This window comes from Enterococcus sp. AZ048, from assembly GCF_051715125.1.
Lineage (GTDB): Bacteria > Bacillota > Bacilli > Lactobacillales > Enterococcaceae > Enterococcus_A > Enterococcus_A gilvus.
Window position 1 is genome coordinate 848,012 of sequence record NZ_JBIOTD010000001.1, and the last position, 25,808, is coordinate 873,819.

General features: G+C 42.9%; 17 protein-coding genes, 1 pseudogene and 1 riboswitch. Of the genes and pseudogenes, 14 read left to right on the forward strand and 4 right to left on the reverse strand.

Annotation, left to right across the window (positions count from 1 at the left end):
* Positions 1-73 precede the first annotated feature (73 nt).
* From IGI66_RS04250 to IGI66_RS04290, 9 genes are all read left to right on the forward strand, one after another.
* On the forward strand, positions 74-5,317 hold the full coding sequence (locus IGI66_RS04250; protein ID WP_438847720.1) for a MucBP domain-containing protein: 5,244 nt from the start codon (positions 74-76) through the stop codon (positions 5,315-5,317).
* A 66-nt stretch (positions 5,318-5,383) separates the two neighbouring features.
* A complete protein-coding gene (locus IGI66_RS04255) occupies positions 5,384-6,085 on the forward strand; it encodes a class A sortase (protein WP_438847722.1) in 702 nt (233 codons plus the stop codon).
* Between the two features lie 62 nt (positions 6,086-6,147).
* A complete protein-coding gene (locus tag IGI66_RS04260) occupies positions 6,148-8,115 on the forward strand; it encodes a hypothetical protein (RefSeq protein WP_438847723.1) in 1,968 nt (655 codons plus the stop codon).
* A gap of 15 nt (positions 8,116-8,130) precedes the next feature.
* Positions 8,131-8,847, forward strand: a complete 717-nt coding sequence (locus IGI66_RS04265) for a helix-turn-helix domain-containing protein (protein ID WP_316407348.1) — start codon at positions 8,131-8,133, stop codon at positions 8,845-8,847.
* 207 nt (positions 8,848-9,054) lie between these two features.
* A complete protein-coding gene (locus tag IGI66_RS04270; protein WP_438847725.1) occupies positions 9,055-10,572 on the forward strand; it encodes a glycosyltransferase in 1,518 nt (505 codons plus the stop codon).
* Positions 10,565-12,361 carry a CapA family protein gene (locus tag IGI66_RS04275; RefSeq protein WP_438847727.1) on the forward strand — a complete coding sequence of 599 codons (1,797 nt, stop codon included), beginning with the start codon at positions 10,565-10,567 and terminating at the stop codon, positions 12,359-12,361. Before IGI66_RS04270 ends, IGI66_RS04275 begins: the two co-directional genes overlap by 8 nt.
* A 209-nt stretch (positions 12,362-12,570) precedes the next feature.
* The gene (locus tag IGI66_RS04280; protein WP_438847729.1) at positions 12,571-14,631 is read left to right on the forward strand and encodes a Mur ligase family protein; all 2,061 of its coding nucleotides are present in this window, start codon (positions 12,571-12,573) and stop codon (positions 14,629-14,631) included.
* A gap of 16 nt (positions 14,632-14,647) precedes the next feature.
* Positions 14,648-16,129: a hypothetical protein gene (locus IGI66_RS04285; protein ID WP_438847731.1), complete on the forward strand. Its 1,482-nt coding sequence runs from the start codon at positions 14,648-14,650 to the stop codon at positions 16,127-16,129.
* An 89-nt stretch (positions 16,130-16,218) separates the two neighbouring features.
* Positions 16,219-17,037 carry a CatB-related O-acetyltransferase gene (locus tag IGI66_RS04290; protein WP_438847733.1) on the forward strand — a complete coding sequence of 273 codons (819 nt, stop codon included), beginning with the start codon at positions 16,219-16,221 and terminating at the stop codon, positions 17,035-17,037.
* Between the two features lie 79 nt (positions 17,038-17,116).
* Here the strand turns inward: IGI66_RS04290 and IGI66_RS04295 are convergent.
* The 3 genes and pseudogenes from IGI66_RS04295 to IGI66_RS04305 all read right to left on the reverse strand — a co-directional run.
* A pseudogene (locus tag IGI66_RS04295) lies at positions 17,117-17,209 on the reverse strand (helix-turn-helix domain-containing protein); the annotation flags it as partial.
* A gap of 9 nt (positions 17,210-17,218) precedes the next feature.
* Positions 17,219-18,118, reverse strand: a complete 900-nt coding sequence (locus IGI66_RS04300; RefSeq protein WP_114525333.1) for an oligosaccharide biosynthesis protein Alg14 — start codon at positions 18,116-18,118, stop codon at positions 17,219-17,221.
* Positions 18,119-18,302: 184 nt separating this feature from the next.
* Positions 18,303-18,833, reverse strand: coding sequence for a folate family ECF transporter S component (locus tag IGI66_RS04305; RefSeq protein WP_010781468.1), 531 nt, complete (start codon positions 18,831-18,833; stop codon positions 18,303-18,305).
* Between the two features lie 36 nt (positions 18,834-18,869).
* A riboswitch (THF riboswitch) is annotated at positions 18,870-18,966 on the reverse strand.
* Positions 18,967-19,146: 180 nt separating this feature from the next.
* Here IGI66_RS04305 and IGI66_RS04310 point away from each other — a divergent pair.
* Positions 19,147-19,887: a hypothetical protein gene (locus IGI66_RS04310; protein ID WP_438847735.1), complete on the forward strand. Its 741-nt coding sequence runs from the start codon at positions 19,147-19,149 to the stop codon at positions 19,885-19,887.
* A gap of 61 nt (positions 19,888-19,948) precedes the next feature.
* On the opposite strand, the gene IGI66_RS04315 is transcribed toward IGI66_RS04310, so the two are convergent.
* Entirely contained in the window at positions 19,949-20,851 is a 903-nt protein-coding gene (locus tag IGI66_RS04315) for a LysR family transcriptional regulator (RefSeq protein WP_010781466.1), read from the reverse strand.
* A 262-nt stretch (positions 20,852-21,113) separates the two neighbouring features.
* On the opposite strand from IGI66_RS04315, the gene IGI66_RS04320 reads away from it, so the two are divergent.
* The 4 genes from IGI66_RS04320 to IGI66_RS04335 all read left to right on the forward strand — a co-directional run bounded on the left by IGI66_RS04320 (position 21,114) and on the right by IGI66_RS04335 (position 25,773).
* On the forward strand, positions 21,114-21,968 hold the full coding sequence (locus IGI66_RS04320; protein WP_010781465.1) for a sugar phosphate isomerase/epimerase family protein: 855 nt from the start codon (positions 21,114-21,116) through the stop codon (positions 21,966-21,968).
* Between the two features lie 18 nt (positions 21,969-21,986).
* Positions 21,987-22,835 (forward strand): shikimate 5-dehydrogenase, encoded by an 849-nt coding sequence (locus IGI66_RS04325; protein ID WP_010781464.1) that lies wholly within the window; start codon positions 21,987-21,989, stop codon positions 22,833-22,835.
* Positions 22,836-22,909: 74 nt separating this feature from the next.
* Positions 22,910-24,199 carry an MFS transporter gene (locus tag IGI66_RS04330; protein ID WP_367377695.1) on the forward strand — a complete coding sequence of 430 codons (1,290 nt, stop codon included), beginning with the start codon at positions 22,910-22,912 and terminating at the stop codon, positions 24,197-24,199.
* Between the two features lie 245 nt (positions 24,200-24,444).
* Entirely contained in the window at positions 24,445-25,773 is a 1,329-nt protein-coding gene (locus IGI66_RS04335; RefSeq protein ID WP_086305570.1) for a citrate transporter, read from the forward strand.
* Positions 25,774-25,808 lie beyond the last annotated feature (35 nt).

Below are 25,808 nucleotides of genomic sequence, written 5' to 3' on the forward strand. Positions count from 1 at the left end.
TGTCCATTTAGTAAGGGGTCACGTTCTGTATTCAAAGGAGCGTGACCCCTTTTCTAAAGCAGGGAGGATAAGAATGAAAAACAGACAGTACCAAGTGAAGAAGACAGCGAAGAATGCCTATCGCAGATACCGTATGCACAAGGTCAAGAAGAACTGGGTCGTCAAAAGCAGCGTCATCAGCGCAATGATCCTGGGTGGGTCATCCTCTGCTTCGGCGGTCGAAGCCGTAGACCCAATGGCGATCCAGCAAGCTGTCGATCCCCAAGAGGATTCGCCGCCAATAGAACCAGAAGTTATTGAACAGCCAGTGGAGGAATCTGTTTTACCAGAAGAAGTACCAGATGAATCGGCGCCATCTATGGAAGTTCCCGTTGCACCAGACACGGTCGAATCAAATGTGTCGCCTACTGAGAACAAGGAAGTAGTTCAAGAAGTAACTCAACAACCGCAGAAAGAAGAAACGGTAGAAACACCAAACGTTGAAACACAAACAGAGACGAAACCAACGAAAGAAGTGACGATGACCGTCCCTTCTGATGCCATCAATTTTACAGAAGCGGAATCTAGAAAATCTGACTTAGAAATCAAAGTCGATGTGGAGATCGTTCAGCCCGCTTTGCGAGTGGCAGATACGGTGCAAAATGAACCGGAAATCGCTGCATTGATCCAGAAATTGCTTCAAGCCCAAATCGATAATCCAACAAATCATAATTCGAAGGTCTCTGTATCTGATGCGGCAAATGCATTGAAAGCTGCTGTACCCGCAGTATCTCGAAGAAAAGATGCGGCAGTGGATCGGGCAAATACAGCAACATGGGGTGAAACCTATGTAGATTTTGGAAGTCAATTTGGGATGGAATGGAGCTATCAAAATTATTTGGGCTCAGCCATCGCAGCGCTTAAAGCTGGAAAGCAAAATACACTGGCAATCCCACCTACAGTGACTATAGAAGAACTTGAGAGATTGACGAATGATGTCAACGAGAAGGTAGCCAATATTGAGAATGAAATAGATGTTCTTGGGGTACCAGGGCCGCTCTCAGACCAAAAAGGAACAGCGGTTAAAACGAAGGTAACTTATCGCTATATTGACGATTCAGGGAAAAATGTGATTCCTGATGTTGTAAAGGACGCGGTATCAGGAAACTTGATCCCTCACGAAAAAATCTTCATTGAAGGGTATACCTACAATAGAGAAGATAAAGAGGCTTCAGATTCGGATATGAAGGTGGATGAAGACGGCAGCTCTGTCGTTGTCTACTATTATAAGGCGAACCGAGGGACGATCACCTATCGCTATATCGACGAAAATGGCGCAATCCTTTCGCCAGAACATACCGAACAATCAACTGTTGATGCAGAGATACCAGAACGAAAGCTCGATATTGAGGATCATGCTTTCTTGAAGATGGGGGAAGGCTCCGACAGCGACATGATCGTGGATCGCAGCGGAAATTCCGTCGTGATCTATGTCTATACGACCAACAAAGCAACTGTGACACACCGCTATGTGAATGAAAAAGGCGAAACGTTAGAACAAGAGCAAGTAGAAGAAGCGGGTGTCGGCGGAGAGATCGTTCTGAAAGAACAAGAGATCGAGGGCTATACCTTCAAAGAAATCGATAGCAGCTCTGACGAAGATATGAAAGTAAATGAGGATGGCACATCTGTCGTGACGTATGTGTATTCTCCGAATGATGCAGTATTGGAATTTCACTACGTGGATGTCAATGGAAATACCATTCGCCCTAGTGACACCTTCAATACTGTTGTAGATTTTGAAATCACGCCTGATTTTATTGAGAATTTTATCGCATACCCAACGAATTATCTCTATCAAGGAATAGATGAAGACAAATCAGATGCGGACATGACCGTAGACCGTGATGGGTACTCAGAGATTACATGTGTCTATAGAGCGGTAGGAAGGTTTGTTTTAGTTAGTGATGATCCGACGTTTAATGGACCAGAGGAAATCAGCTACGTGGTGACTGGAAAGGAATTAGTACAAGAAAATCAAATTGTTCCATATGTTCCGGGATTTACAGCTGTAGATGATCAAGGCGAAGAGCTAGAACTTATTGATTCGGATGATCCTTCAAAAGGATATAAAGCGCCAGATATTGATGATCCACATGAAGATACGACTGTTAAGTATGTGAAAGATGATGATAGCGATTCGGATTCGGATAGTGACTCAGACTCGGATAGCGATTCAGATTCGGACAGCGACTCAGACTCGGATAGTGATTCAGACTCGGATAGTGACTCAGACTCAGATAGCGATTCAGATTCGGATAGCGATTCGGACTCGGATAGTGACTCGGATTCGGATAGTGACTCGGATTCAGACAGTGATTCAGATTCAGACAGCGATTCAGATTCAGATAGCGACTCGGATTCGGATAGCGATTCAGACTCGGACAGTGACTCAGACTCGGACAGCGATTCGGACTCGGATAGTGACTCGGATTCGGATAGTGACTCGGATTCAGACAGTGATTCAGATTCGGATAGCGACTCGGATTCAGACAGTGATTCAGATTCGGATAGCGATTCCGATTCGGACAGCGACTCAGACTCAGATAGTGACTCGGATTCAGATAGCGACTCGGATTCGGATAGCGACTCAGACTCAGATAGCGACTCAGATTCGGACAGCGACTCAGATTCGGATAGCGATTCAGACTCAGACAGTGACTCGGATTCGGATAGTGACTCGGATTCAGACAGTGATTCAGATTCGGATAGCGACTCGGATTCGGATAGTGACTCGGACTCGGATAGTGATTCAGATTCGGACAGCGACTCAGATTCGGATAGTGATTCAGACTCAGATAGTGACTCGGACTCAGACAGCGACTCAGACTCGGATAGCGACTCAGATTCAGATAGCGATTCAGATTCAGATAGTGACTCGGATTCGGATAGCGATTCGGACTCGGATAGCGATTCAGACTCAGATAGCGACTCAGACTCGGATAGTGATTCAGATTCAGATAGCGATTCAGACTCGGATAGCGATTCAGACTCGGATAGCGACTCGGATTCAGATAGCGATTCAGACTCGGATAGCGACTCGGATTCAGATAGTGACTCAGACTCCGATAGTGATTCAGATTCGGACAGTGATTCAGACTCAGATAGCGACTCAGACTCGGATAGCGACTCAGATTCAGATAGTGACTCAGACTCAGACAGCGATTCCGATAGTGATAGTGACTCGGATTCAGATAGCGATTCAGACTCCGACAGTGATTCGGATTCGGACAGCGATTCGGATTCGGACAGCGATTCAGACTCGGATAGTGACTCAGATTCGGACAGCGACTCAGACTCAGATAGCGACTCGGATTCGGACAGTGATTCGGATAGTGATTCGGACTCAGATAGCGATTCCGATTCGGATAGTGATTCGGACTCGGATAGTGACTCGGATTCAGATAGTGATTCGGATTCGGATAGCGACTCAGATTCAGATAGCGACTCAGATTCAGATAGCGACTCGGATTCGGATAGCGACTCAGATTCGGATAGCGATTCAGACTCCGACAGTGACTCGGATTCAGACAGTGACTCAGACTCGGACAGCGATTCGGATTCAGACAGTGACTCAGATTCGGATAGTGACTCGGATTCAGACAGCGACTCGGATTCAGATAGCGATTCAGACAGTGACTCAGACTCGGACAGCGATTCGGATTCAGACAGTGACTCGGATTCGGATAGTGATTCGGATTCAGATAGCGACTCAGACTCAGACAGTGATTCGGATTCAGACAGTGATTCGGATAGTGATTCGGACTCGGACAGCGATTCAGACTCAGACAGCGACTCGGATTCAGATAGCGATTCGGACTCAGACTCAGACAGTGATTCGGATTCAGACAGTGACTCAGACTCGGATAGCGATTCGGACTCAGACAGTGATTCGGATTCGGACAGCGACTCAGATTCAGATAGCGATTCGGACTCGGACAGTGACTCAGACTCGGATAGTGACTCGGACTCAGACAGTGATTCGGATTCGGACAGTGACTCGGATTCGGATAGTGATTCAGACTCCGACAGCGATTCAGACTCGGATAGTGACTCAGACTCGGATAGTGACTCAGACTCGGATAGTGACTCGGATTCGGACAGTGACTCAGATTCGGACAGTGACTCGGATTCAGATAGTGATTCAGACTCGGATAGCGATTCAGACTCGGACAGTGACTCAGACTCGGACAGCGATTCGGACTCGGATAGTGACTCGGATTCGGATAGCGACTCGGATTCAGACAGTGATTCCGATTCGGATAGCGATTCCGATTCGGATAGTGACTCAGACTCCGACAGCGATTCGGATTCAGATAGTGATTCGGATTCAGACAGTGATTCGGATTCAGACAGCGATTCAGACTCGGACAGCGACTCAGACTCAGATAGTGATTCAGATGCCGACAGTGATTACGAGAATTGGGTAGTGAATCCGCCGACGTTAGATCCATTATCGCCAGGGGATACCGTTATTTCTGGGAAGGTACCGGATCAAAATCTAGATCATGACAGAACCTACACTGTAGACATTTATGTTAACGGTCAGCTCATTGTCAGCGGGATCGACGTGAATCCGAATGGGGAGTTCTACTATGACATGAGCCAACTGGCGAAAGAGTATGCAAGGGTGACAGGTCAGACACTGGAGGATGGCGACACGGTAACTGCGAAAATTATCGGTCATCAAGAAGGTAAGGCAGATAAAGAAAGTTCTACAACCAGCACTGTTGTTCAGGGAGACTCTGAAAGTGATTCGGACTCAGACAGTGACTCGGATTCAGACAGCGATTCGGACTCAGACAGTGACTCGGATTCGGATAGTGACTCAGATTCAGACAGCGATTCGGATTCCGATAGCGATTCGGACTCAGATAGTGATTCCGATTCAGATAGTGATTCAGATTCGGACAGCGACTCAGACTCAGATAGCGACTCGGATTCGGATAGCGACTCAGATTCAGACAGTGACTCAGATTCGGATAGTGACTCAGATTCGGACAGTGACTCGGGCTCAGACAGCGACTCGGATTCAGACAGCGATTCGGATTCCGATGATGAGAAGACGGTAACGGTGAAGGTCCAGACTGAAAATTCTGGTACGAAGGGTACACTGTCATCTGGTTCTGGCAAGGCTGCGGCGAGTGGTTCGTTGCCGAAAACAGGAATGGCAGAGGATCAACTGATCTATCGCATCCCTGGATTAGGTGCGTTGGCTGCGGGGCTTGCAGGATTTGTCCGGCGGCGTCGTCAAGACAAGCAACGGAAAAAAGAATAAACGAAGGTTTTTTCAAAGGGCGGATGCAAGGGATTCGATCCGCCCTTTGTCTATTAGGAGAATGAGATGAAGCAAAGGATCATTGGAGGAATAGGGACCGTGCTTATTCTGGCGGGCTGCTTGTTTCTTTTTAACAAGCCGGTCAAAAACTTCTTTATCGAAAAGACGACAGAAGCGTACGAGATCTCTAACGTGACCAAAGAAGAGATAGAAGAGAACGAGAAAAAAGAGGTGCCCTTTGATTTTGATGCGGTTGAGCCGCTGAATTTGAATGCCGTGGCGCAGTCGCAATTGAAGGGAACGAGCAAGAAGCTGCCGGTGATCGCCAGTGTGGCGGTGCCGCGTGTCGGGATCTGTCTGCCAGTATTCAAAGGGCTGGAAAATGATGGCTTGTACTATGGTGCGGGGACATTGTCGCCGGATCAGGAGATGGGCGAGGGAAATTATGGCATCGCGAGTCATCGTTCGGATCGGGCCGACTTATTGTTTACACCGCTGGAGGAAGTCCGGCTAGGGGACAGGATCTATCTCACGGATTTGACCAATGTCTATACATATGTGGCGATTTGGAAAGAGAAGGTAGATCCGAGTGCCGTGGATGTACTGGATGTTGATCCCAAACGGCAGTTGATCACTCTGCTGACGTGCGGCGATATCTACGCGACGACGCGTCTGGTCGTTCAGGGGGAGCTGGAGCGTATCGAGCCGATGGATGAGATCACTGAAGAAGCTGCAGCCGCATTTGATTTGCCTATGAAGACGTATTGAATGTGCACATATAAAGGGAGTATCAATCGTTTCTAAGAAAACGAGTGGAAAGGAAAAAGGGAATGGCGAAAAAGACGGGGTGGCTGTTTCAAAAAAGCGAAATGGAAAAAGCGTATACGAACGAGGAGCTAGAAAGAAACCGCGAGACGATCGAGAAGAAGATTCTTGAGATCCAGCAGTTACGGGAGCAGCTAAGAGACGCGACGCAGCAGCAAAAAAGCTATCAAGAGGATAGTCAGCGGCTCAATAAGACGATCGCAGAGCTGAAAGAGATCCAAGCCAAACACGTAGAAGAGCTTTATCAGGAAAAGTGGGAAAACGAACAGCTAAAGAACACGATCAAAGAAGAACGTGCGACTAGTCAGGAACAGATCGAAACGCTGCAAAAGCGTTTGTGGCAAGATTCGGATCGGCGCAAAGAGATCGGTGACCTAACAGAACAGATCAAAAAGCTGACGCATCAATTGCTCGTCAACCAACGGCAATTGGAAGAGACGAAGAAGCAAAAAGCAGTGATCGAAAAGCAATTGAATCATCAAATCACTGAATTGAAAAATGACCAGCGGGCACTCAAGGACAAGGTCCAGAAGGATGCCGAAGCGTTAGAAAAGCAAGAAGCGTCAAGAAAAGCAGCGGTAGAAAAATTGACCGTGTTTCAACAGGACTACACGAAGCTAGAGCAGCGTTTTGCGGAGAAGACCAAAGAACTGACCGCACTGGCGAGTCAGAGTGTCTCAGAGAAGAAGCAAAAGGAAGAGCAGATCACTCGCCTGATCCGAGAGCTAGAAGCGCAGCAGGCTAAGGTCTCTGACTGTGAAAAAACGATCCAAGAACTTGAAGCCCTGGCGAAGGAGAACGAGGAGCAGCATCCGATCGTCATGAAAATGAAGGAAGCGCAGAAGAAAAACCAAGCGGTGATCGATGGACAGGAAGCGGAGATGCGCAAATTAAAGACGCGATCTGAGCAAGTATTTTTAGAGAAGAAGGAACTGGATACCGCCTGTGCCGCGCTAAAAAATAAGACCAAGACCCAAGAGCAATCGTTGAGTCAAACTCAGGAAGCATTAAAGAAGGAGCAGCTAAAAAATCAGCAGTTGACGCAGCAGACAGCCGCCTTGACGAAGCAGCTTACCGACTTGAAGAGCAATTATTCAGATATGGAGACCCACTTGATCCAGGAAAAGAAAAAGACTAAACAATTAGAGGAGCGGACGGCAGCTATGCAGGAGACGAAAGAGATGGTCCAACAATTAGACGAAGAAAAACAAACGATCCAAAAACAGTTTAAGGAAGAGCGAGAAGCATTAGCGAATGCCCTGTTCCAAGCGCAGGAGGAGATCATCAAGCTGGAGGAGCAGATCGAAAACGGCAATATCAATCAAAAATTGATCGAAAGAAACACCAGCTTAGAAAATGCCCTTTTGGAAAAGGAAAAGCAGCTCGTCGAACTCAAGCAAGAAGCCGCGAAAGTCACAGAGCTGATGACACAGCTTGGCACGCAAAAGAAGGCCCTCGTCGAATTGAATCAGAAATACGGTGACCTAACGAACCAATCTCAAAAAGTCCAAGCAGAGAAGGATGCACTCTATGAAACGATGCAGGACTACGAGCAGCGCCTACAGCAAAAACAAGAAGAAGCGGATACGTTGAAGGAACAGTTACAAGCGAAAAATGACGAAGTGATCGAATGTGATCCAGACGCGCTTCTCCAAGCACGCAATCAAATCAACGAGCTCATGGAGAAAAATATCACACTGAAGCAAGAAGTCACACAATCACAGCTTGAGATCGGAGAAGTGCTCTTCACGGCGAAGAAACAAGCCAACCGCACGATCGAAGAAGCACAGGTCGAAGCAAAGCACCTTATTGGGACCGCAGAATTGGAAGTCGAAAACATCGCCAACAGTGCAAAGAAAATCCTAAGAGAAGTCGCTGAATCAAAAGAAGCGGTCTTGGAGATTTACGCTGATCTGGAAAATAAAGTGGATCAACTGGCCCACGAAGCCAATTTCACTGATAGGCAGCAATAAAAGGGGGAGAAATCATTGACCATTCTACTATTAACGAAAAGTCTAGCCTTTGAACAAGATTTCGTTCGAGAAGTGAACGACCTTGGTCATGAGATACTGTGCAGCAAAAAATTTTTACGTGAATTACAGACGAAAGATTACTTTGGAATGGACTTGAATTATTTTGAAACGCTGATCTTCAGCGAAACGATTTCTGACCAAGAAGTAACCAAGATTTTACCATTGTTTCAAAATTTCAGTTGTGCGATTTTCCGTAAGACTAAGAACCAGTTGACACCAGAAATGATCCACACCTGGAAAGAATTAGGGGTTCAAGGCTTCCTGTCTCAGAACACCCACTTCGATGAGCTTCGGGAAGAATTGATCGCCTGCGACCAGCGGTGTCCGAAGAAGGTCTGGGAGACCTCGAACACCCAAGAAGCCCGTCTGGAGAATCTCTTGATCAATTTCTCCAATCAAGAACTGCAAGTCTTTAAGATTCTACAAGAATCTGGCAAGAAATACATTTCAAGAGAAGACCTGTCGGAGAAGCTCTGGGGAGAACCGCCAACCAAATCAAAAGAGAGCCGCCTGTCCGGCATCATTCGCAGCATCAAAAGCAAATTGGCGAATTACGGCTTCGATGAATCCTGCCTCGAAACCTCCTGGGGGCGCGGCTATCGGATCGATCCAATCAAATTACGCCTCGAAACCGATGAAGTCTCAGGCGAACTAAAGGTCATCGAACTTTAAATATAAGCCGCAAATACTACCGACGTAAGCCGCCACCCCAGCGGCTTCTTCCTTACCGAAAAATCAGTAAAATACACTCGAAAAATAAGAAATAAAGAAAATCATGTGGGGAAAATAATTTTACGGGTTGTGTTGATTGAAGGGGAGGTCAGGAGCGGGCTGAATAAGAGGGAAATCCTATTAAAATAGAAAAATGTGAGGGAAAACATGATTTATCACTTAAATGTCAATATAGGAAGGCAACTAACCGGAATTGAGAGTGCAGCAATTCAAAGGCACAATTTATTAAAAGAAAAATACCAAAGTAAATTGGTCACGATTCGATATAATACGCAACTCAGTGAGATGACAAAAATGTATGGGCTGGCTTCCGAAGACTATGTAAATATGTATGACTTCTTGCAAGAAGCCGAAAGCTTCAGTGAGTATACATCTGTAGTTCTCAGTGATATTTTTCCAGAAGAAAATTATTCCTTTAAACGAGTAGGACAAATAAACGATTATCGTGTCTATCAAGAGAACACCTATATTGCTTACGCACATCTGAATGAAGACGAGCAAGTTAAATATATCAATTATTTCGATGAGAACGGTAAAAAGAAAAAGAGACAGCTATTTGATTCTAGAGGCTTTCTTTCTTGTGAAAGTCTATTAGATGAGAATCTTCAGATAATAAATGAACGGTATTTCTCGCCAAAGGGAATCACTTGTATAGAAAAGTTCTATGATCATGAAAAAAAGAATGAAAATTTGTTGATCAAGGTCCATGAAAAAGAAGGAACATCCACAGTTCTAAAACAAGAGAAAGAGTTGATCATCTTCTTTCTGCGTAAACTTCTTACAAAAAAAGACACAGTTATTTCTGATAAAAATATCTTGGTAGCGGATGCTTTGATACAGGTTTCAGAAGTTGGAAAAAAAATTGCGATTCTTCACAGCAAGCATTATTTAGGAACAGATTCTCAGAAAGGGAGAATCTCAGGACCCTACAGAGAAGTCTTTTCTGATCTTGATAAATTTGACTACGTGGTTTGTTCAACAGGGCAACAGCAGGCGGATCTTGCATTACGCTTTAATAATGCAGAGAAATTTGTGTGCATTCCAGTTGGGATACGAAAAGATGTGCGAAAAAACCGTTCAAACATAGTACGAAAGAAACCTATAAAAATTGGTGTAGTCGCAAGATATTACGAGGAAAAAAGACTGGATCATGTAATCAAGGCATTTAAAATCATTCATTCAATTCTTCCTTTTACAGAATTGCATCTTTATGGTTTTGGAGACGGAAGAGAAAATTATAAGACAGAAAAAGAATTGATTCGTCTGACGAATCAATTAAATCTAAAGGAAGCAGTTAAATTTCGTGGCTATTTACTTGATTTGGATGAGGAATACAAAAAAATGCACCTTATATTATTGACGAGTCGTTTTGAAGGATTTTGCTTAGCTTTATTAGAGGGAATTTCGTATGGTATTCCAGCGATCTCATATGATATCAATTACGGACCAAGGGAAATGATCGATTCTGGCTCCTCTGGATACTTGGTTACAAATAGCTGTATCGACGAGTTAGCCAGAAAAGTTATTCATCTATTAAGTGATGCGAAACAATATGATGACTTTTCAAAAGAGTCCTTTAAAAAATCAAAGGAATTCTCAAAACAACGAATCTTGGATAAATGGGAGCAAATTATTTTTGTGGAAGGGTACAAAGCGCATGAGTAATTATCAGGGAATAAAGGTAGCGTTAGATACAGACGAAATTTCACATTGGTTTGGAGTACCAGTGATAGTCAACGATAAAGGATTGGGTCCACAATATGTCACTTACACATTTCTGAAGTTAATGGAGAATAGAAAAATAGTTCCCACTGACAAAGTGCGGATTGACGCGTTTATTGAAAGAGAGGCGAAACTAGATGGTTCGTCGTTCTTTGCTGAAGGGGAAGAATGTGTCGCTCTTGAATTGATTCAACTGGCATTGATTACTCAAAAAACTTCGACGATATTTGCGATGGCAAAAATGATTACAGAGAAAACTAAAAAAAAAATAAGTGCTTATTTTGACCAGTATAAAGCAGACACGCCTTCTCCTTGTTTAGAGAATGTCTCAGGAAAAAAATCCTCACTGGAGCAGTATTATACAATGGATGACTTGATCATTCTTGGTAAGAAGCTGGTATCTCTACGAGCAGAATATTTACAAATGCTTGCCACTACAGAAATGATTTATAAAGGAAGGCATATTTTATCAGCTGATTTTACAGTGAAGAGTGGGCAATTAAATCACGCGCTCTCTTGGGAAAATCCTCATACGATTATTGGAATCAATAGTAGGGGAAAAGAGCGATCACTTGTGATTGTTGCGAATGCACCCAATATGTATACGCGAGACTATTTGGTCGATTGTTTGTTATTAAATGAAATACCGTTGACTAAGCATGAGTATCTTCAAAGTGAAAAAGTCGATATTTCAATAAAAAAAGAGTCATTTACGATGAATATCATTGGGGATACTTATCCAGGCGAATTTTATTCAGATCGTAGAACGAAAGCAAAAAGATGGGACCCTCTGGTTGAAGAAGGCTATGATTACTGTTTCAAACCGCTGAAATCCTATTTAAAAAAAGCATCATTAAATATTGCGAACTTCGAGGCTGCATTGGTGGAAGATCGAGAAGACGCTAGGCTATGGGAATTAAAAAAATTTGTTTTAGGTGGTTACCCAACACCGACTGTGAAGGCGCTTAAAAAAGCGAACATCCATGCCTTGCTTCTTGCAAATAATCATTTAGCTGATTATGGGGAGTCAGGAATCTGTTCGACTAAGAAGGCGTTGGCAAAAAGTAAAATCGCTTTTGCAGGGATAGGTGAGAATTTAAAAGAAGCCTCTCAGCCATTACGGATCAAATCAAACAATAAGGAGATCGTCATATTTAATGCGTACTGGTATCGACAAGGGAATTATCGTTATTTTGATTTCTATCCAGGTGTAAGCAAGTCGGGCGTGAACTGTTTAGATGGTGTACTACTCGAACAAATTCGATGGGAAAAAGAACAACATCCAGAAAATTTTGTCATTGTTTCTCCTCATTGGGGCGTTGACTTCAATATGACATCGAAGCTTCAAGTATATTTAGCAAAAAAAGTCGTGCAAGCAGGGGCAGATTTAATTATTGGTCATGGACCGCACACGTTGCAGAAAATTGATGAAATTTCGAATGTTCCTGTTGTTTATAGTATCGGAAACGGCTTTTTTAATAGTGATGGCGAATATGACGGGTATCCTCAGTCCGTTCCCTATGGAATGATCGCTGAATTGAAAGTAGAAAATGAACAGATAAAGCTTCTTCTGAGACCTATTTATTCCAATAACAGAGACACAAAATGGCAGCCTAATTTTGTGAGTGAAGTTCATTTTTCAGAGGTTGTGCAATTTCTGAAAAGAGAAAAATCTTCTCTCGACAAATGGATGATCAAAGAGAATTACTTAGAGATAGTGTTAGATAAATAGTTTGAATAACTCAATAGATCCATGAGAGGGGCTGTTAATCAGTGAAGGATAACGACAATTTTGTAGGAAGCATCTTATATCAAAAAACAAAATTAATTTTTAATTCAGAAAAGATCCTAAATGAAAGACCAGCAGGAAATCGTTGTTCCAAATGGGGCACGATGCATCTTTTATTGTACTTGCTAGTTTTAAAGGATATTGAGAATGGAGTGCTGTCTCCAGATCATGAAATAACTTTTACAAGGGAGGTACAAAAAGAGTTTGGCTCCCTACGCTCTACAAGAGGACAAGCGGGAGAAGTACGATTGCTTTCAGAAGTACTAAATCAAGCAATTTCGTTTAACGCGCCAGACTGTATCTCAGCATTGTTTGAAGTGTATGGCGGCTATGAAAATGCAAGACAAAAAATCAATCAATTAGCCAATCAGATGAACATCTCTGTGTTCTCCAGACTTGCGCCAATAGGAAGAAAGAATACTGCCCAGCGAACGAATATTTACGATTATTATAAAATTGGCCTAGCATTTTTAGAGTTAAGTGCGGTTAGCCACTCTTTCATTAAAAATAGTGCACATAGGATTCAAGGAAAAAGAATCATCCCCCCAATTATTTTCGAAGATCATCCTTCTATAGTATCAAGTATTTTTTGGGGCACGAATCAAAATGAAGGCTTTATTTTTAGAAGAAACAATAAAAAGTTGGAATGTGTTTTGGTTATCAATGGGGACGATGGGTCTGATGTAGTGAATTTTGCTCTCAATGAGCGTGAAGCAAACAGCAATATTTCTCTAAAAAATCTAGATGAATCAAGATATAGTGAAACTTTTAGTGGGTGGTTAAAACAGCACTTCCAAGGTTATTTTTTAAATGAAGAATTAGCGAGGGACATGAAAAAAGTCGAGCATGTGATTCAAGATTTATCTATGATCGATATACGAGGATTCGATAATGTTGCCGTAGTATCTTTATCGGCTGCCCATTATAAGTCCATGATCCCCTACACCACAAGAAATTATCATTCGAATGTCTTGATTGAAAAATCGAAACAAAAAGAAAATATTTCTCTTATTGTCACGGATGAACCTATTGTCTCTTTGAAAAATACGATTCCACAATATATTGTTCCAGACAGTCTTCTATTCAGCTATGAGTATATTTCATATATGAGTGAGATATATAAAGGAAAATCAATAGGAATAACTGGAAGTGCGGGGAAATCCTCTACTCGATTGATGATGAGCCATCTACTTGGAGATACGGGGACTGTTTTAGAAAATCTATCTAATGCAAATATGCACTATCCGACCTTTAGCTTAAGTTTAGGAATTTCAAATAATCTGGATTTCATCGTGTACGAAGGTGCTGCGTCTTCAATGACTCCCCTTGCATATGGAAATAATTCTTATTTCTGGAGGCCAGATGTCGCGATTATTCCGTCTTTTGGGAGTGCTCATGCAGGGACGGGGATACAGCGTAATTTGGGGATAAAAAAACAGATTTTTTATGGTGTAAAGGAAGGCGGATATGCGGTCATTAATGGAGATATCCCTAAGCAGTATTTAAAAGATTTCATTGGAGCAGCAGCCTCTCTGAATTTGACGATTCGCATGTACAGCATGACTGATCAGTCCTTGGACTGCTATTTAAAAGACAAACATATCATGAAGAATGGGACAGAAGTGACACTTGTTCTGAATGGTAAGGAAATTAGTTTCATGCTGAAGACGGATAGCGATGGGCAGATTCAAAATGCGATGGGCGCATTACTAGCAATTGAATGTTTAGGGCTTAAATCAGAAAATTATGCGAATAAGTTCAATAGTTACGAAAGCTTTGAGCGAATCTTACGTCCTAAAGAACAGGTCATAAATGATAAAACTGTTACCTTGATTGACGATACTCATAATAGTTCGATCGAGGCGACGATCAACGGGATCAAACATTTCACGAGTAAAAAGGATTTTTACACTGGAAAATCTTTGCTTGTACTAGGAGAAGTAGCCGACCTTGCAAACCATACAAAGAAAGAACACCTGCGATTAGAACCTTATATAAATGCTTCTTTAGCTGATAAAGTACTCCTTTATGGTGAACCTTTCAAATATCTGACAATAGAAAACGAGAATTGTATACACTGTGAGACCAAAGAAAAAATCGTGGAGGAAATAAGAAAATCAGTTACAGACGATTCCTTTATTTTTGTGAAGGGCTCACACGGAATCGGATTTTATGAAGTAGTAGATATGTTGGAAAAAGAAAAAATTCAGTAAAAATGAGGGCTGAGAATTGGATTATGAAGAACGAGAAATCAATAAATATCAAGAGCGGATTCCAAATGTTCTAAAAAATTCCTGGTGGAAGGAAGAGCTTAACGGTTGGCATGTAAATGCTGGAAGCGTCTCTATAGAAGAAGATGAAGATGGGTGTGGAAGCTTGATCGTGGATTCCTCCGTTTCCTCGCAGATTTGTCAATCTATTACTTTAAAACCAAATCATCAATACTTTGTAAGATTTGAGGTACGAGTGACTAGATATGTAAAAGGTCTCTTTGGAGTCTACTTTAGAGGCAACTTCCAGTATGGAAATCCCAACATGGGCTTAAAACGCGTAACGAAAGGATTTGAGACTGTCACGAATGTCCTTCATACTTCAGAAGACTTGCAAGAAAAGCAGTTGGTCTTTGCTGGAAGTATTCACGGGGCAGATGGAGCAGGTAGCATAAGACGACTAACAGTAATCGATTTAACAGAATTGTATGGCAGAGGGAAAGAACCTAATTCAAAAACATTTGAAGAAGTCTTACCTGATCGGCAAGATGAAGAAGGCCTCTATTTATCCATGAAAGAAACGTTCTCATTATTGGACGGAAAATTAAATAAAAATTTGGCGTTTATTGAAGTACCAGATAAAGTACCGGATGAGGTGGCATTAACTGTCTTCTTAGAAGAAATGAATAATAAAGCAAAACTTTTAGGGATGAAGAATACGACTTTGAAAAATATCAATGGTTTTAGACAGAGGGGACACCTCTCTACTTCTAGAGATATCTTGAAGTTGGTTCTGAACGCAATAGGATACAAAGAAATTTTGTCGATTTGGGGAAAGAAGGAACATAAAGCAACTATTCGTGGAAAGAATACTAGAGAAATCAATGTTATGGCTACCGTTCAAGATGAAAATTTTGAGAAATCTTACACTATTCTTGGTGGAAAGTCTGGCACTATCCTGAATAGAGTATTCAATTCGGTCGCACTGGTAAAAGACAAAGAAGGAGAATTGTATCTAGCATCTGTCATGGGGGCTTCAGGAGATACCGGCAAGACAGATTGCTACGAAGCCATGAAGGTATTGGTAGATACTGCAAAGAAGAAAAAGAGCGATCCAGATTATGCGCCATTAGAAACATACAAGGCAAAATCTGGAAGTGTGATCGTCTTACCAAGAGGAAATCCACACTTTTATACTCTTTGTCCACCAGAATCCCTATACGAGATCAATGAAAATCAAAAAATTCCACCAGCTTCTATGACTAAAATGATAAATGCACTCATCGTTTTAGACAATGTTCATAATTTAAATGAGACCTTTCAAATCAAGGCATTCGACATTTCGGGGGGAAGCGGACCACGATTATACGAAGGTGATGTCATTAGTTTTTGGGATGCATTGCACTTCTTATTTTTACCAAGCTCAAATACCATTGCAAAAGCTTTTTCCAGGATCGTTGGAGAGAAGATTATACAAGCAAGAGGAGGGTATCTTGAATAAGCTACCTTCATGTAAGGATAAAAATATCATTGATGATCGAGGACTCATTGTCATGTTTACAGAATCAAGCGTTAAGGTGGGAGATAATTGTGGAGAATATCAAAGGAATCACATTTTTCCAAAAGGAAATTTCTTACGAAGCGAATATTTTATATAGAAAAATTCTTTTTACGGAGGACTATGACGCTCTTTTACGAGAAAAAAGTGTCTTTTCTAGGTTAACGGATCATCAAAGCCGTTGGATTGTAGACAAAGATCATATTTTTGTTGGCTCAAATGCTGTTGTTGAACCGTTTACTACTTTTGTTGGTGGGAATCACATTCATACAATGGGCTCTTTTAGTTATAGCCGAAGTAATTTGCCTATCAATACAATTGTAGGGAGATACACATCGATTGCGCCTGGGGTCCGACTTATGGGGCAAAACCACTCTACATCTAGGTTTACGACTTCTTATGTAACGTATGAAAGAAATAGTGCATCGATTCGTAACTATAAAGAAAAGTACCATTCACTGTTTCTGGATGTTCCCAATACCATAAAGTCTGGGCCAATCGTTATTGGAAACGACGTTTGGATAGGTGGAAATGTGACATTTAGTTCCAAAGGAATCGTTGTGCATGATGGGGCAGTCATCGCTGCAAATTCAACGGTAACAAAAGATGTGCCTCCGTATGCTGTTGTGGGAGGCGTTCCAGCTAAGATTATTCGGTTCAGATTTCCTCCAGATGTAGTTCAAAAGTTATTGGAAATCAAGTGGTGGCAATATGATTTTGGACAATTTTCAACAATCAGTGGAGATGAGACGATTGTTGACTTTATTAATAAGGTTGAGACGTTACAAATCGCGCAAAGATTAAAAGCATATACGCCTGATTATTTAAGCAATAACGATTTTTGTCATTGAATCCTTTCTATTGATCAGAGCTGTTGAGTGAATTGACTATTTATCAAGCAAAAAAGCCGTGCACCCGCACGGCTTTTACTTATTCTTCCACATACTCAATAATATCTCCTGGCTGGCACTGTAAAATCTTACAAATACTTTCCAACGTGTTGAAGCGGACACCTTTGGCTTTTTGTATTGGCTACAACGCGCTCTCATGTTTCATCAGCTCTGGGTAATATTCGAACTCTTCGAATAGCTGTGGATCGTAATCAATGAAGCGATTGACCCAGTTCTTTGCTTCAAAGAAGTCGAGAATGGCTTGGTCTGCGGGCTGGTAAGGGATATTCAAGAATGCGGTCAGTTGGCTCAGGTCTGGGCCGATCATAAAAACGTTTCTTGGATCGTACATCCGGTAAAATGGCAGCATCTCATTGGCGGTAACCAATTTTTTCTGAAGATAAAGGGATTCAAAGGTCCGAAGGGTCACGCCGTATTGACCGGATCGGAGAATCTCCAAGATCCCTTTGCTGCTTTTGACGAGCTTCAGGTAATCTGTGTAGGGCAAGTAGCCATCTTGTTCATTACCGCGTTTAGGCAGTATATGATAAAAGGTGGACAGGCCGAGGGACTCGAAGCGGTCCTTTAAAGCCATGGCTTGTTCTCTGCGTCCATTGTCGTTCGCACCAAAAAAGATGTCGTAGTCTGTATCGTGGAAGGGTTCTCCGACAGATTGTGTGTAAAAGGAACTATTGTGCTTCAATCCGAGGTCTCGTGCTTCTAAGGGATCGAAGTGATAGATCTCATCAATGGCAGGCTCTTTTTGAGCAGCATTTAATTTTCGATAGTGTTCCAACTTGAAATGATTCCAGAAAAATAAAACGATTTTTGCTTTTGTGAAGGGGCGAATACGCTCTGCCATCGCGGGTTCAAAGCCGTAGTCTAAAAAGATGATCAATTGAAACTCTTTCAAGTAATGACGTAAATAGTCATTGCTGGCGGTGAGCAGTTCTTTCCCTGAACAAACACTCATTTCTGATATGGCAGGGAAAAAGTATAGTGAACGGTCTTTAGGGACGATCAAAACATCTGAATTTTTCATTTTTCTCCCAGCTTTCATATTGGATTTTTCATAGCATAGCGCTTTCCAAAATGAATAGCGATAATTATGCTTGAGAAAAATAACACAAAAATGGAGACTGTCTATGGGATGAGACAGTCTCCAAAAGGAAAATTCGTGTGAAGTAAATAACTACATTCACTTAAATATAATAAAATTCTAAAAATTAATGGGCGCGATTAAAGCGTGAGATCCACTGTTTGTAAGGCAAGACACCGCCTAAGAAATAGGTGATGATGGCTTGGATAGGTATCCAGATCACGGTCTTGATCAAACGTGGTGCCCAGATCACCCAGCTAGTCAATGGCACATGGTACATCAATGCCAGCCATAGCGGCGTCAAGATCAAATTGATCACGACCGTCGTTACTAATACAGACTGAATCGAATTTTTCCATGTAATTTCTTTCTTATAAAAGAAGTATCCGTAGATGGCTCCTTCAAGAAAGGCATTGATGGTGAAGCCGATGAAAAATGGGGCCTTTGCGAAAAGCGACATTCCGATAAAATCAGCGATGACCGAACCGATCCCTGTCCAGAATGGACCGAAGAGCATGCCCATAATGATCTCTGGGATAAAGGTAAAGCTGACTTTGACAAATTGCGTCTCGATTCCTAAGATTCGGGACAAAGTGACCATCATGGCGATCAATAGCGCCATCGTTGTGATGCTTCTAGCATCGAGGTGTTTCTTCATTTCTAGCATCTCCTTATAGAGCTGCTACATTCTTCATGCAGCGAATGCGAAAATAAAACCGCAGACAAAGTCTTTCGTCCAAAGGGCAACATCCCATCCCTCCGGCACTTGACGCTTTATTTCCTACTCTGATTTATTTTTGGGGGAGATCCCCCGAAAAAAATACTAGCATAGAAAGAGGCAGTATACAATCTTTTCATTCTGAAGAAAAAAGTACTCAGGAATTTTTTTTTTGTGAATAAAGAAGGGTAATTTTTCGCCTCATTTAGAGGTATGATAGATTTACAACGATTATTAGGAAAGAGGGCAGAACATGGCGATCAAACCTTTGGGAGAAAGACAATTATTTTCCATGAAGCGTGGGAACCTTGAAAAGAGGATCAGTCAGTATTATTCGGAGACCCATGATACGGAATCAGTGGTGGAATATGGGGTGGCCGTTCTTTTATTTAATGCCATCACCATGGACAATTATTCGTTTGTCTGCAAGGACTTATTCAAAGAACTCTTTATGACAGCGGAACCGACAGATCATTTGCGGGACTATTGTCTGTATTTCTATGATTTTTTTACCTACGATGAATGGGAAGTGGTGCGGGATCGATTATTTAAGAACCGCAGGGAATTTTCTGAGTGGACCCATAAGATTCGTCCTGAGACAGCAGCCGTTCGAGCAGCGGCGGCGCCAACGAACAAAAGAAAAATCTGGCTCTATGAAAATTACTTGAGCGAATCGGATCGTTCCGAGAATGAGATGGAACGATATAGCTATGCGTACCATGCTGCTTTCAGAGATGAAAATGGACGCAAGATCGTGCAAAAATTTCGGAACGCGGATGTCGGCATGTCGAACGACCGTTATTTTATCTTGCTGACGACACTGATGCGGCTAAGTATTTTTCAAAAGAATGGCATTCGTCGGTTCCACGAATTGGAGTTTCGCAAATGCGGGCGCATGTCGATCATGGAGTTTTACGCAGATGAAGACGATGATGAAGCATTTTTGAAGCGGAGAAAGGCGAAGGCCAAAAAAGAACAGGAAGAAGCGCAATAATCAAAGAAGCAGGAGGGAGATCCCTTCCTGCTTCTTTGTTATTAAAAAAGTTTCTACTATATTAATAGACGATTTCTTTTGGATCAGAATGTGCGAGCACGAATTCCTTGAAATTAATGACGGCGGGTGTCAGATAGGCTTCTTTATTGGTGACCAAATAGAAGGAGCGATCGAGCATCACGTTTTTCAAATGAATCGTTTTTAGCGGCAGGTGCTTCAAAATGTACATATTCGGCACGACAGCAATACCGAAGCCTTGACTGACCAGGCCTGCGATGACTTGATCCACCGTCACTTCATAGACGATATTATAGCTGCAATTATTTTTCTTGAAGGTTTCGTCGATCACATTTCGCAAGCCGCTGCTTTTACTGAATCCGATCTGTTCATAGGGCTGCGTTTGCTCCAAGTAGATCGCATCGAACTGGGCCAACGGGTGATCCAAGGGTGCGATGACGACCAGCTCCTGACCGGCAATGGGCAAGAACTCCACGCTGGGTTCGTCCGGCAGATAGGAAGAGATCCCAATATCGTAGTGCATGTTTTTGATGCCATCCACGATCTCTCTAGTGACACCCGAAGAAGTGTGAAAGTCAAAGAGAATTTCTTTGTCGGGGTTCGCGTCATGGAAGTCACGGACTAATTTTGGCACAAAGGTGGTGCCCAGAACGGGTAAGAAGGCGAAGCTGATAAACCCGCTGCCCTTACTGATCTTGGTGACAGTCTCGATCCCATCGTCGAGTGTTCCTAATGTACGGGAGACATAATCTTGAAAAATCATGCCGGGCTTGGTCAATACGACATTCCGGCCTTTTTTTTCAAACAGCGTGATCCCAAGTTCGTCTTCGAGAGAGGCGATCGCGTTGCTCAAGCTGGGCTGTGTGACGTTCAAGAGTTTGCTGGAGCGTGTATAATGCTGCTCACGGGCCAGCACATCAAAATATTTTAAATGCTGTAGATTCATAGCTCTTCTCCTATGTATATGCTCTTTTTTATAAGTATAGCAAAACCTATATCTTTTACCTATAGATTCTACGAGAAAAACCAATTAGAATTTTGAAATGCTGCACGTTAAAATGAAGGCAAGATTTGATTGTGAAAGCCGATACATTATGAAAGGTACGGATTTCGCAACAAAAAAAGCTTTCATACATTAGGAGACTGCAGCTCTGCATGTGAAAGAAATAACTTTTAGAAAATTCGCTATAATTTTAGGAGGAAATGAAATGAAAAAGGTACCATTGACGATCAGCTCTTATACATTAGGTATGGAAATTGATTTTGAAGAACGGGTAAAAATCGCAAAAGCAGCAGGCTTTGATGGCATCGGCTTACGTGCTGAAACGTATATGTTGGCAGTGAAACAAGGTTATTCAGATGACCGCATGTTGGAAATCTTAGAAGAAAACGATATGAAAGTCACAGAAGTGGAATACATCACTTTATGGGCAGACCCTAATAAGACTCAAGAAACGCCTGAGACATTGTTACAGCAATTCAAAGAACAAACGGTGTATCATATGGCGCGTCTGTTCGGCGTAGGGCATATCAACTGCGGCTTGATGGAAAAATATCCAGCAGAAGTTCATATCCAAGCCTTTAAAGAATTGTGTGCACGGGCGAAGGAATTAGTGATCGGCTTAGAATTTATGCCTTACAGCGGTGTACCAGATTTAGCAAGTGCATGGAATATCGTGAAGGAAGCAGGCTGTGACAACGGCATGTTGATTCTAGATACGTGGCATTGGGCACGTGCTGAAACATTAGCAGAAGATTTAAAAGATGTTCCAGCAGAAAAAGTTGTTTCTGTTCAAATCTGTGATGTGTTAGAACGTCGCTACCCGGATACGATCTTACGTGACGAATCAATGCATGACCGTCTATGCCCAGGAACTGGCTGGGGCGATACGGTTGGCTTCTTGAAAGCAATCAAAGAACACGGCATCGAGCCTCGCGTTATTGGGACAGAAGTTATTTCTGATCCGATCTTGAGCTTAGGCTATGAAAAAGCAGCACAAATGAACTACGACACAAGTATTGATGTGATCAAACAAGCGTGGCCAGAATTACTAGAAGATTAAAAAAAGGTGGATAAAAAAATGTTAGAAGGCGTATCAGGTAAAACACACTTATATGGATTGATCGGAAGTCCGGTTGGGCATTCAGGATCACCAGCGATGTACAATTATGGCTTTGAACAATTAGGGATCGATGCTGTATACCTTGCGTTCGATGTACAAATAGAAGAAGTGGCACATGCGTTCCAATCCGTTCGCACATTCAATATGCCTGGCGGGAATGTCACGATGCCTTGTAAAGGTGAAGCGGCGAAATATATGGATGAATTATCACCAGCGGCTCAAATGGTAGGCGCCATCAATACCTTCAAAAATGAGGATGGCAAATTAACGGGGCATATCACTGATGGGATCGGCTTTGTCGATAACTTGAAAGCAAACGACGTTGATCCGAAGGGCAAGAAATTTGTCGTTATCGGTACAGGCGGTGCGGCGACAGCGATCCAAGTACAATTAGCGATCGAAGAAGCAGCGGCGATCGATATTTTCAATATCAAAGATGATTTCTTTGTTAAGGGAGAAGAAACTGTTGCACGCATCAAGAAATTCTACCCAGAATTGGCGGTAGCGATCCATGATCTAGGCGATGCGGATCTATTGAAGCAAAAAATCGCAGAAGCGGATGTCTTAGTAAATGGAACAACAGTTGGTATGGGCGCAGGCTCAACGAGAACACCGATCAGCGATACAAGCATGCTTCATGAAAAATTGATCGTCGCAGATGCTATCTACAACCCGCCGAAGACGCAATTGATCAATGACGCGTCAGCGAAGGGCTGTAAGACAGTTACTGGCGAAGGAATGTTGCTGGGACAAGGGAAAGCAGCGTTCAAGATTTTTACAGACCAAGAATTACCCGTTCGGCCGTAAGCGAATCTTTCCGTACATGCTGAAAAAAGGGTGTACGGAAAGAAATTATACTAACACAAATTAGGAGTGTAGGGATGAGATCGAAAAAATATATCATGTCATTAGTGACAACTTACTTGTGCTACTTTACACATGGGATGCAAGCACTTATTCTTAGTCAAAATATGCCTTACTTTTATGAAAAATGGGGATACACGGATGCGACGGCTGGAGCTGCTGCCGTTTCGCTAGCAATTACTGCAACTGGTTTTGGTAAATTTATTTCTGTATGGATCGGCGGAGAAGTGTCCGACAAGATCGGCCGGAAGAAAATGGCGATCGGGGGCGCGGTTCTGTATATCATCTGTTTTGCCGGCTTACTATTAAGTCCAAGCATGCTGATCGCTTCGATCTGTGCCTTTATGGCAGGTGTTGCGACTTCTGGCTTCTGGGATGCTTCATTGTACCCAGCCGTTCAAGAAGCTGCACCAAAATATGCAGGTTCTGCTTTGTTAGGGATCAAGTTGTTCGTTTCATTAGCCGGAATCGTTTATCCATTGATGGTAGTGAACTTCACTAACATGGGTTCTCCTCAATTAAGCGTGATCATTCCATTGGCGCTATCTATCGGCTGTCTGGTCTTAGCGGCATTCTCACCATTCGCTTATGACGACATGATGAAGGGCGGCGGCGATCAAGAGGATTCAAGCGGCAGTCACTCCGATGCGATCAAACAAGAAATCGAAGCTGCTAAAGCAAAAATGTTAGTAAAACCAAATATTTTAGTCAATTTCATTACAATGTTCTATGCCTTCTTATGTATGTTCATCATGTATGGTGCACAGCAATACACGAAAGCTTTTGGCTTAAGCAATGCCGGCTTGACGGAACTTCAAGCGGCGGGCTTAACATCGATCTACACCTTTGGCGGGATCATCGCCGTTGTATTCTGGGCATTCATGATGGGTAAATTGCGTTGGAACCCATTAAAGGTTCTCGTGATCGATTCTGTCTTCACAGCGTTGGCCTTGGCGATCGTCTTACTGATCCGTCAGCCGGCAGTGATCTACATCGGTATCGCAGCATTAGGCTTCTTTGCCTCAGGTGGTGCGTTGCAAACAGGGTTAGGGCTGCGTCAGCTATTCTGCCCGGGACCAAAAGGAAGAAATACGGGGATTTACTATACGTTCATGGGATTTGCTAGTACCTTCTTGCCGTTCATCGTTTCTGCGATGACGAAATCAGTGGGTGAAAAACAAGCGATCTACATCATGATGGGCTTGCTTTTAGTGGCGGCACTAACAGCCACTGTTATGATGGTCTATCTGTTAGGGCAACACAAAAAAGTATTCGGCTATAGTGCCTTTGAAAAAATGCGTGATTAATTGCAGAGCAGAGGAGGTATGACTGAATAGAGTCACCTCCTCGTTCCGCGTCTTGCACCTGTTTTTACAACAAACAGAGAGACGTAATACGTGTTTCTGATCTAAGAATCAAATCGAACTGCATGGGTATCAGCGCAGTTCCTGTTGCAGCTCCAAAAAGAACCTGGTAAATGCACGTCTTTTTCGTGTATCATCAGTATCAACAGGTGTCCGTCGTTGGACGCTAGCTATTTTAGGAGGTCCTCATGGATATTTTAATTGGACTATTACTCATCTGTTCCTTCGCGGGAATGGTCATTTATTGTATTAAAGGACATAACTTGATGATCGGGTTTTTCATCATGGCTACGATTTGGACTTTTTTGCCGATCATCGGGAATCTGCTGTCGCCTAATGCGGCCTTTGATGGATTGACGGTTCACGATATGCTGCGTCAGGTGTATCAAACGGCGCCTGAAAAATATGGCGCATCGGTCATGAACATTTTCTTAGGGGCCTTCTTTGGGAGAATCCTCTTGGATACCGGTATCGCGGCCACGATCATTCGAAAAAGTGTCGAGCTTGGCGGAGACAATCCTGCGGTGATTCTCGCGATCGTGAATGTGATCAGCGGGTTTATCTTTACTTCGATGACAGGCGGCGGGTCCGTGATCGCGATCGCGGTGATCGTCTTGCCGATCTTGTTTTCCATCGGTATTCCAAAAGTGGTCGGATTCTTCTCCTTTACGGGGTCGGTCGCGGCGGGGATCTTTTTGAATCCCATCAATTTTGGGCAATACTCAGCCTTCTTTTTGAATTCCAATGGAGGACAAGAGTACACGTACAATGACTATTTTCCCTTTGGCATTTTGGCCTTTGCGGTAATGATCACCGTCGTTTCGTTGGCGTCAATGATCTATCTGAAAATGGAAAATCTTACGTATTCTTGGGCAGCGACCAAACAATCTGAAGTGGTGGATGCACCGGGGATCTCTTTGATCACTCCGTTCTTGCCTGTAGTGGGCGTGATCGTCTTTAAACTGCCAGTCATCTTATGCTTTATCTTAGCCAGCTTATACGGACTAGGTGTCTGCGGTGGGCTGTCGGGGAACTTCCGAGAGATCTGTCGAACCATTTCTCGCATCTTTACCGAGGGTGTAAAAGATATGTCGGCGCTGATCGCTTTTTGGATCACCTTAGCGATGTTCAATGATGCGGCCGTCTATGCGGCACCTTATTTCCAAGAGATCATCGGCAGTTGGATTCCTTCATCGCCGTTGATCCTGTGTATCGCGTTTGGGATTTTAGCACCGTTGACTTGGTTCAAGGGCCCGCTTTCATTGATTGGTTCAGGCGCTGCCTTGCTGGCAGTAGTCAGTCAAACGACCAACTTTCCAACCACTTTCTTGTATCCTTTGTTTGCTTCTGTCCTGATCGGCATGGCTCATTTTGATATTACGATTTCTTGGAATGCTTGGGGATTGGGCTTCAATCGTATCAATGCAGTGGATTACATGAAAGTGGCATTGATTCCAGGAACAATGGTGGCATTGATTTTAGAAGTCGCAAACTTCTTCCTCAACAATCCACTTTAGAGTTAGAAGAGAGAATTTAGGAAAGGCAGGTCTCA

Coding starts and splice junctions, on each gene's coding strand:
- IGI66_RS04250 (WP_438847720.1), top strand. CDS start 74: ATGAAAAACAGACAGTACCAAGTGAAGAAGACAGCGAAGAATGCCTAT.
- IGI66_RS04255 (WP_438847722.1), top strand. CDS start 5,384: ATGAAGCAAAGGATCATTGGAGGAATAGGGACCGTGCTTATTCTGGCG.
- IGI66_RS04260 (WP_438847723.1), top strand. CDS start 6,148: ATGGCGAAAAAGACGGGGTGGCTGTTTCAAAAAAGCGAAATGGAAAAA.
- IGI66_RS04270 (WP_438847725.1), top strand. CDS start 9,055: ATGATTTATCACTTAAATGTCAATATAGGAAGGCAACTAACCGGAATT.
- IGI66_RS04275 (WP_438847727.1), top strand. CDS start 10,565: ATGAGTAATTATCAGGGAATAAAGGTAGCGTTAGATACAGACGAAATT.
- IGI66_RS04300 (WP_114525333.1), bottom strand. CDS start 18,118: ATGAAAAATTCAGATGTTTTGATCGTCCCTAAAGACCGTTCACTATAC.
- IGI66_RS04305 (WP_010781468.1), bottom strand. CDS start 18,833: ATGAAGAAACACCTCGATGCTAGAAGCATCACAACGATGGCGCTATTG.
- IGI66_RS04310 (WP_438847735.1), top strand. CDS start 19,147: ATGGCGATCAAACCTTTGGGAGAAAGACAATTATTTTCCATGAAGCGT.
- IGI66_RS04315 (WP_010781466.1), bottom strand. CDS start 20,851: ATGAATCTACAGCATTTAAAATATTTTGATGTGCTGGCCCGTGAGCAG.
- IGI66_RS04320 (WP_010781465.1), top strand. CDS start 21,114: ATGAAAAAGGTACCATTGACGATCAGCTCTTATACATTAGGTATGGAA.
- IGI66_RS04325 (WP_010781464.1), top strand. CDS start 21,987: ATGTTAGAAGGCGTATCAGGTAAAACACACTTATATGGATTGATCGGA.
- IGI66_RS04330 (WP_367377695.1), top strand. CDS start 22,910: ATGAGATCGAAAAAATATATCATGTCATTAGTGACAACTTACTTGTGC.
- IGI66_RS04335 (WP_086305570.1), top strand. CDS start 24,445: ATGGATATTTTAATTGGACTATTACTCATCTGTTCCTTCGCGGGAATG.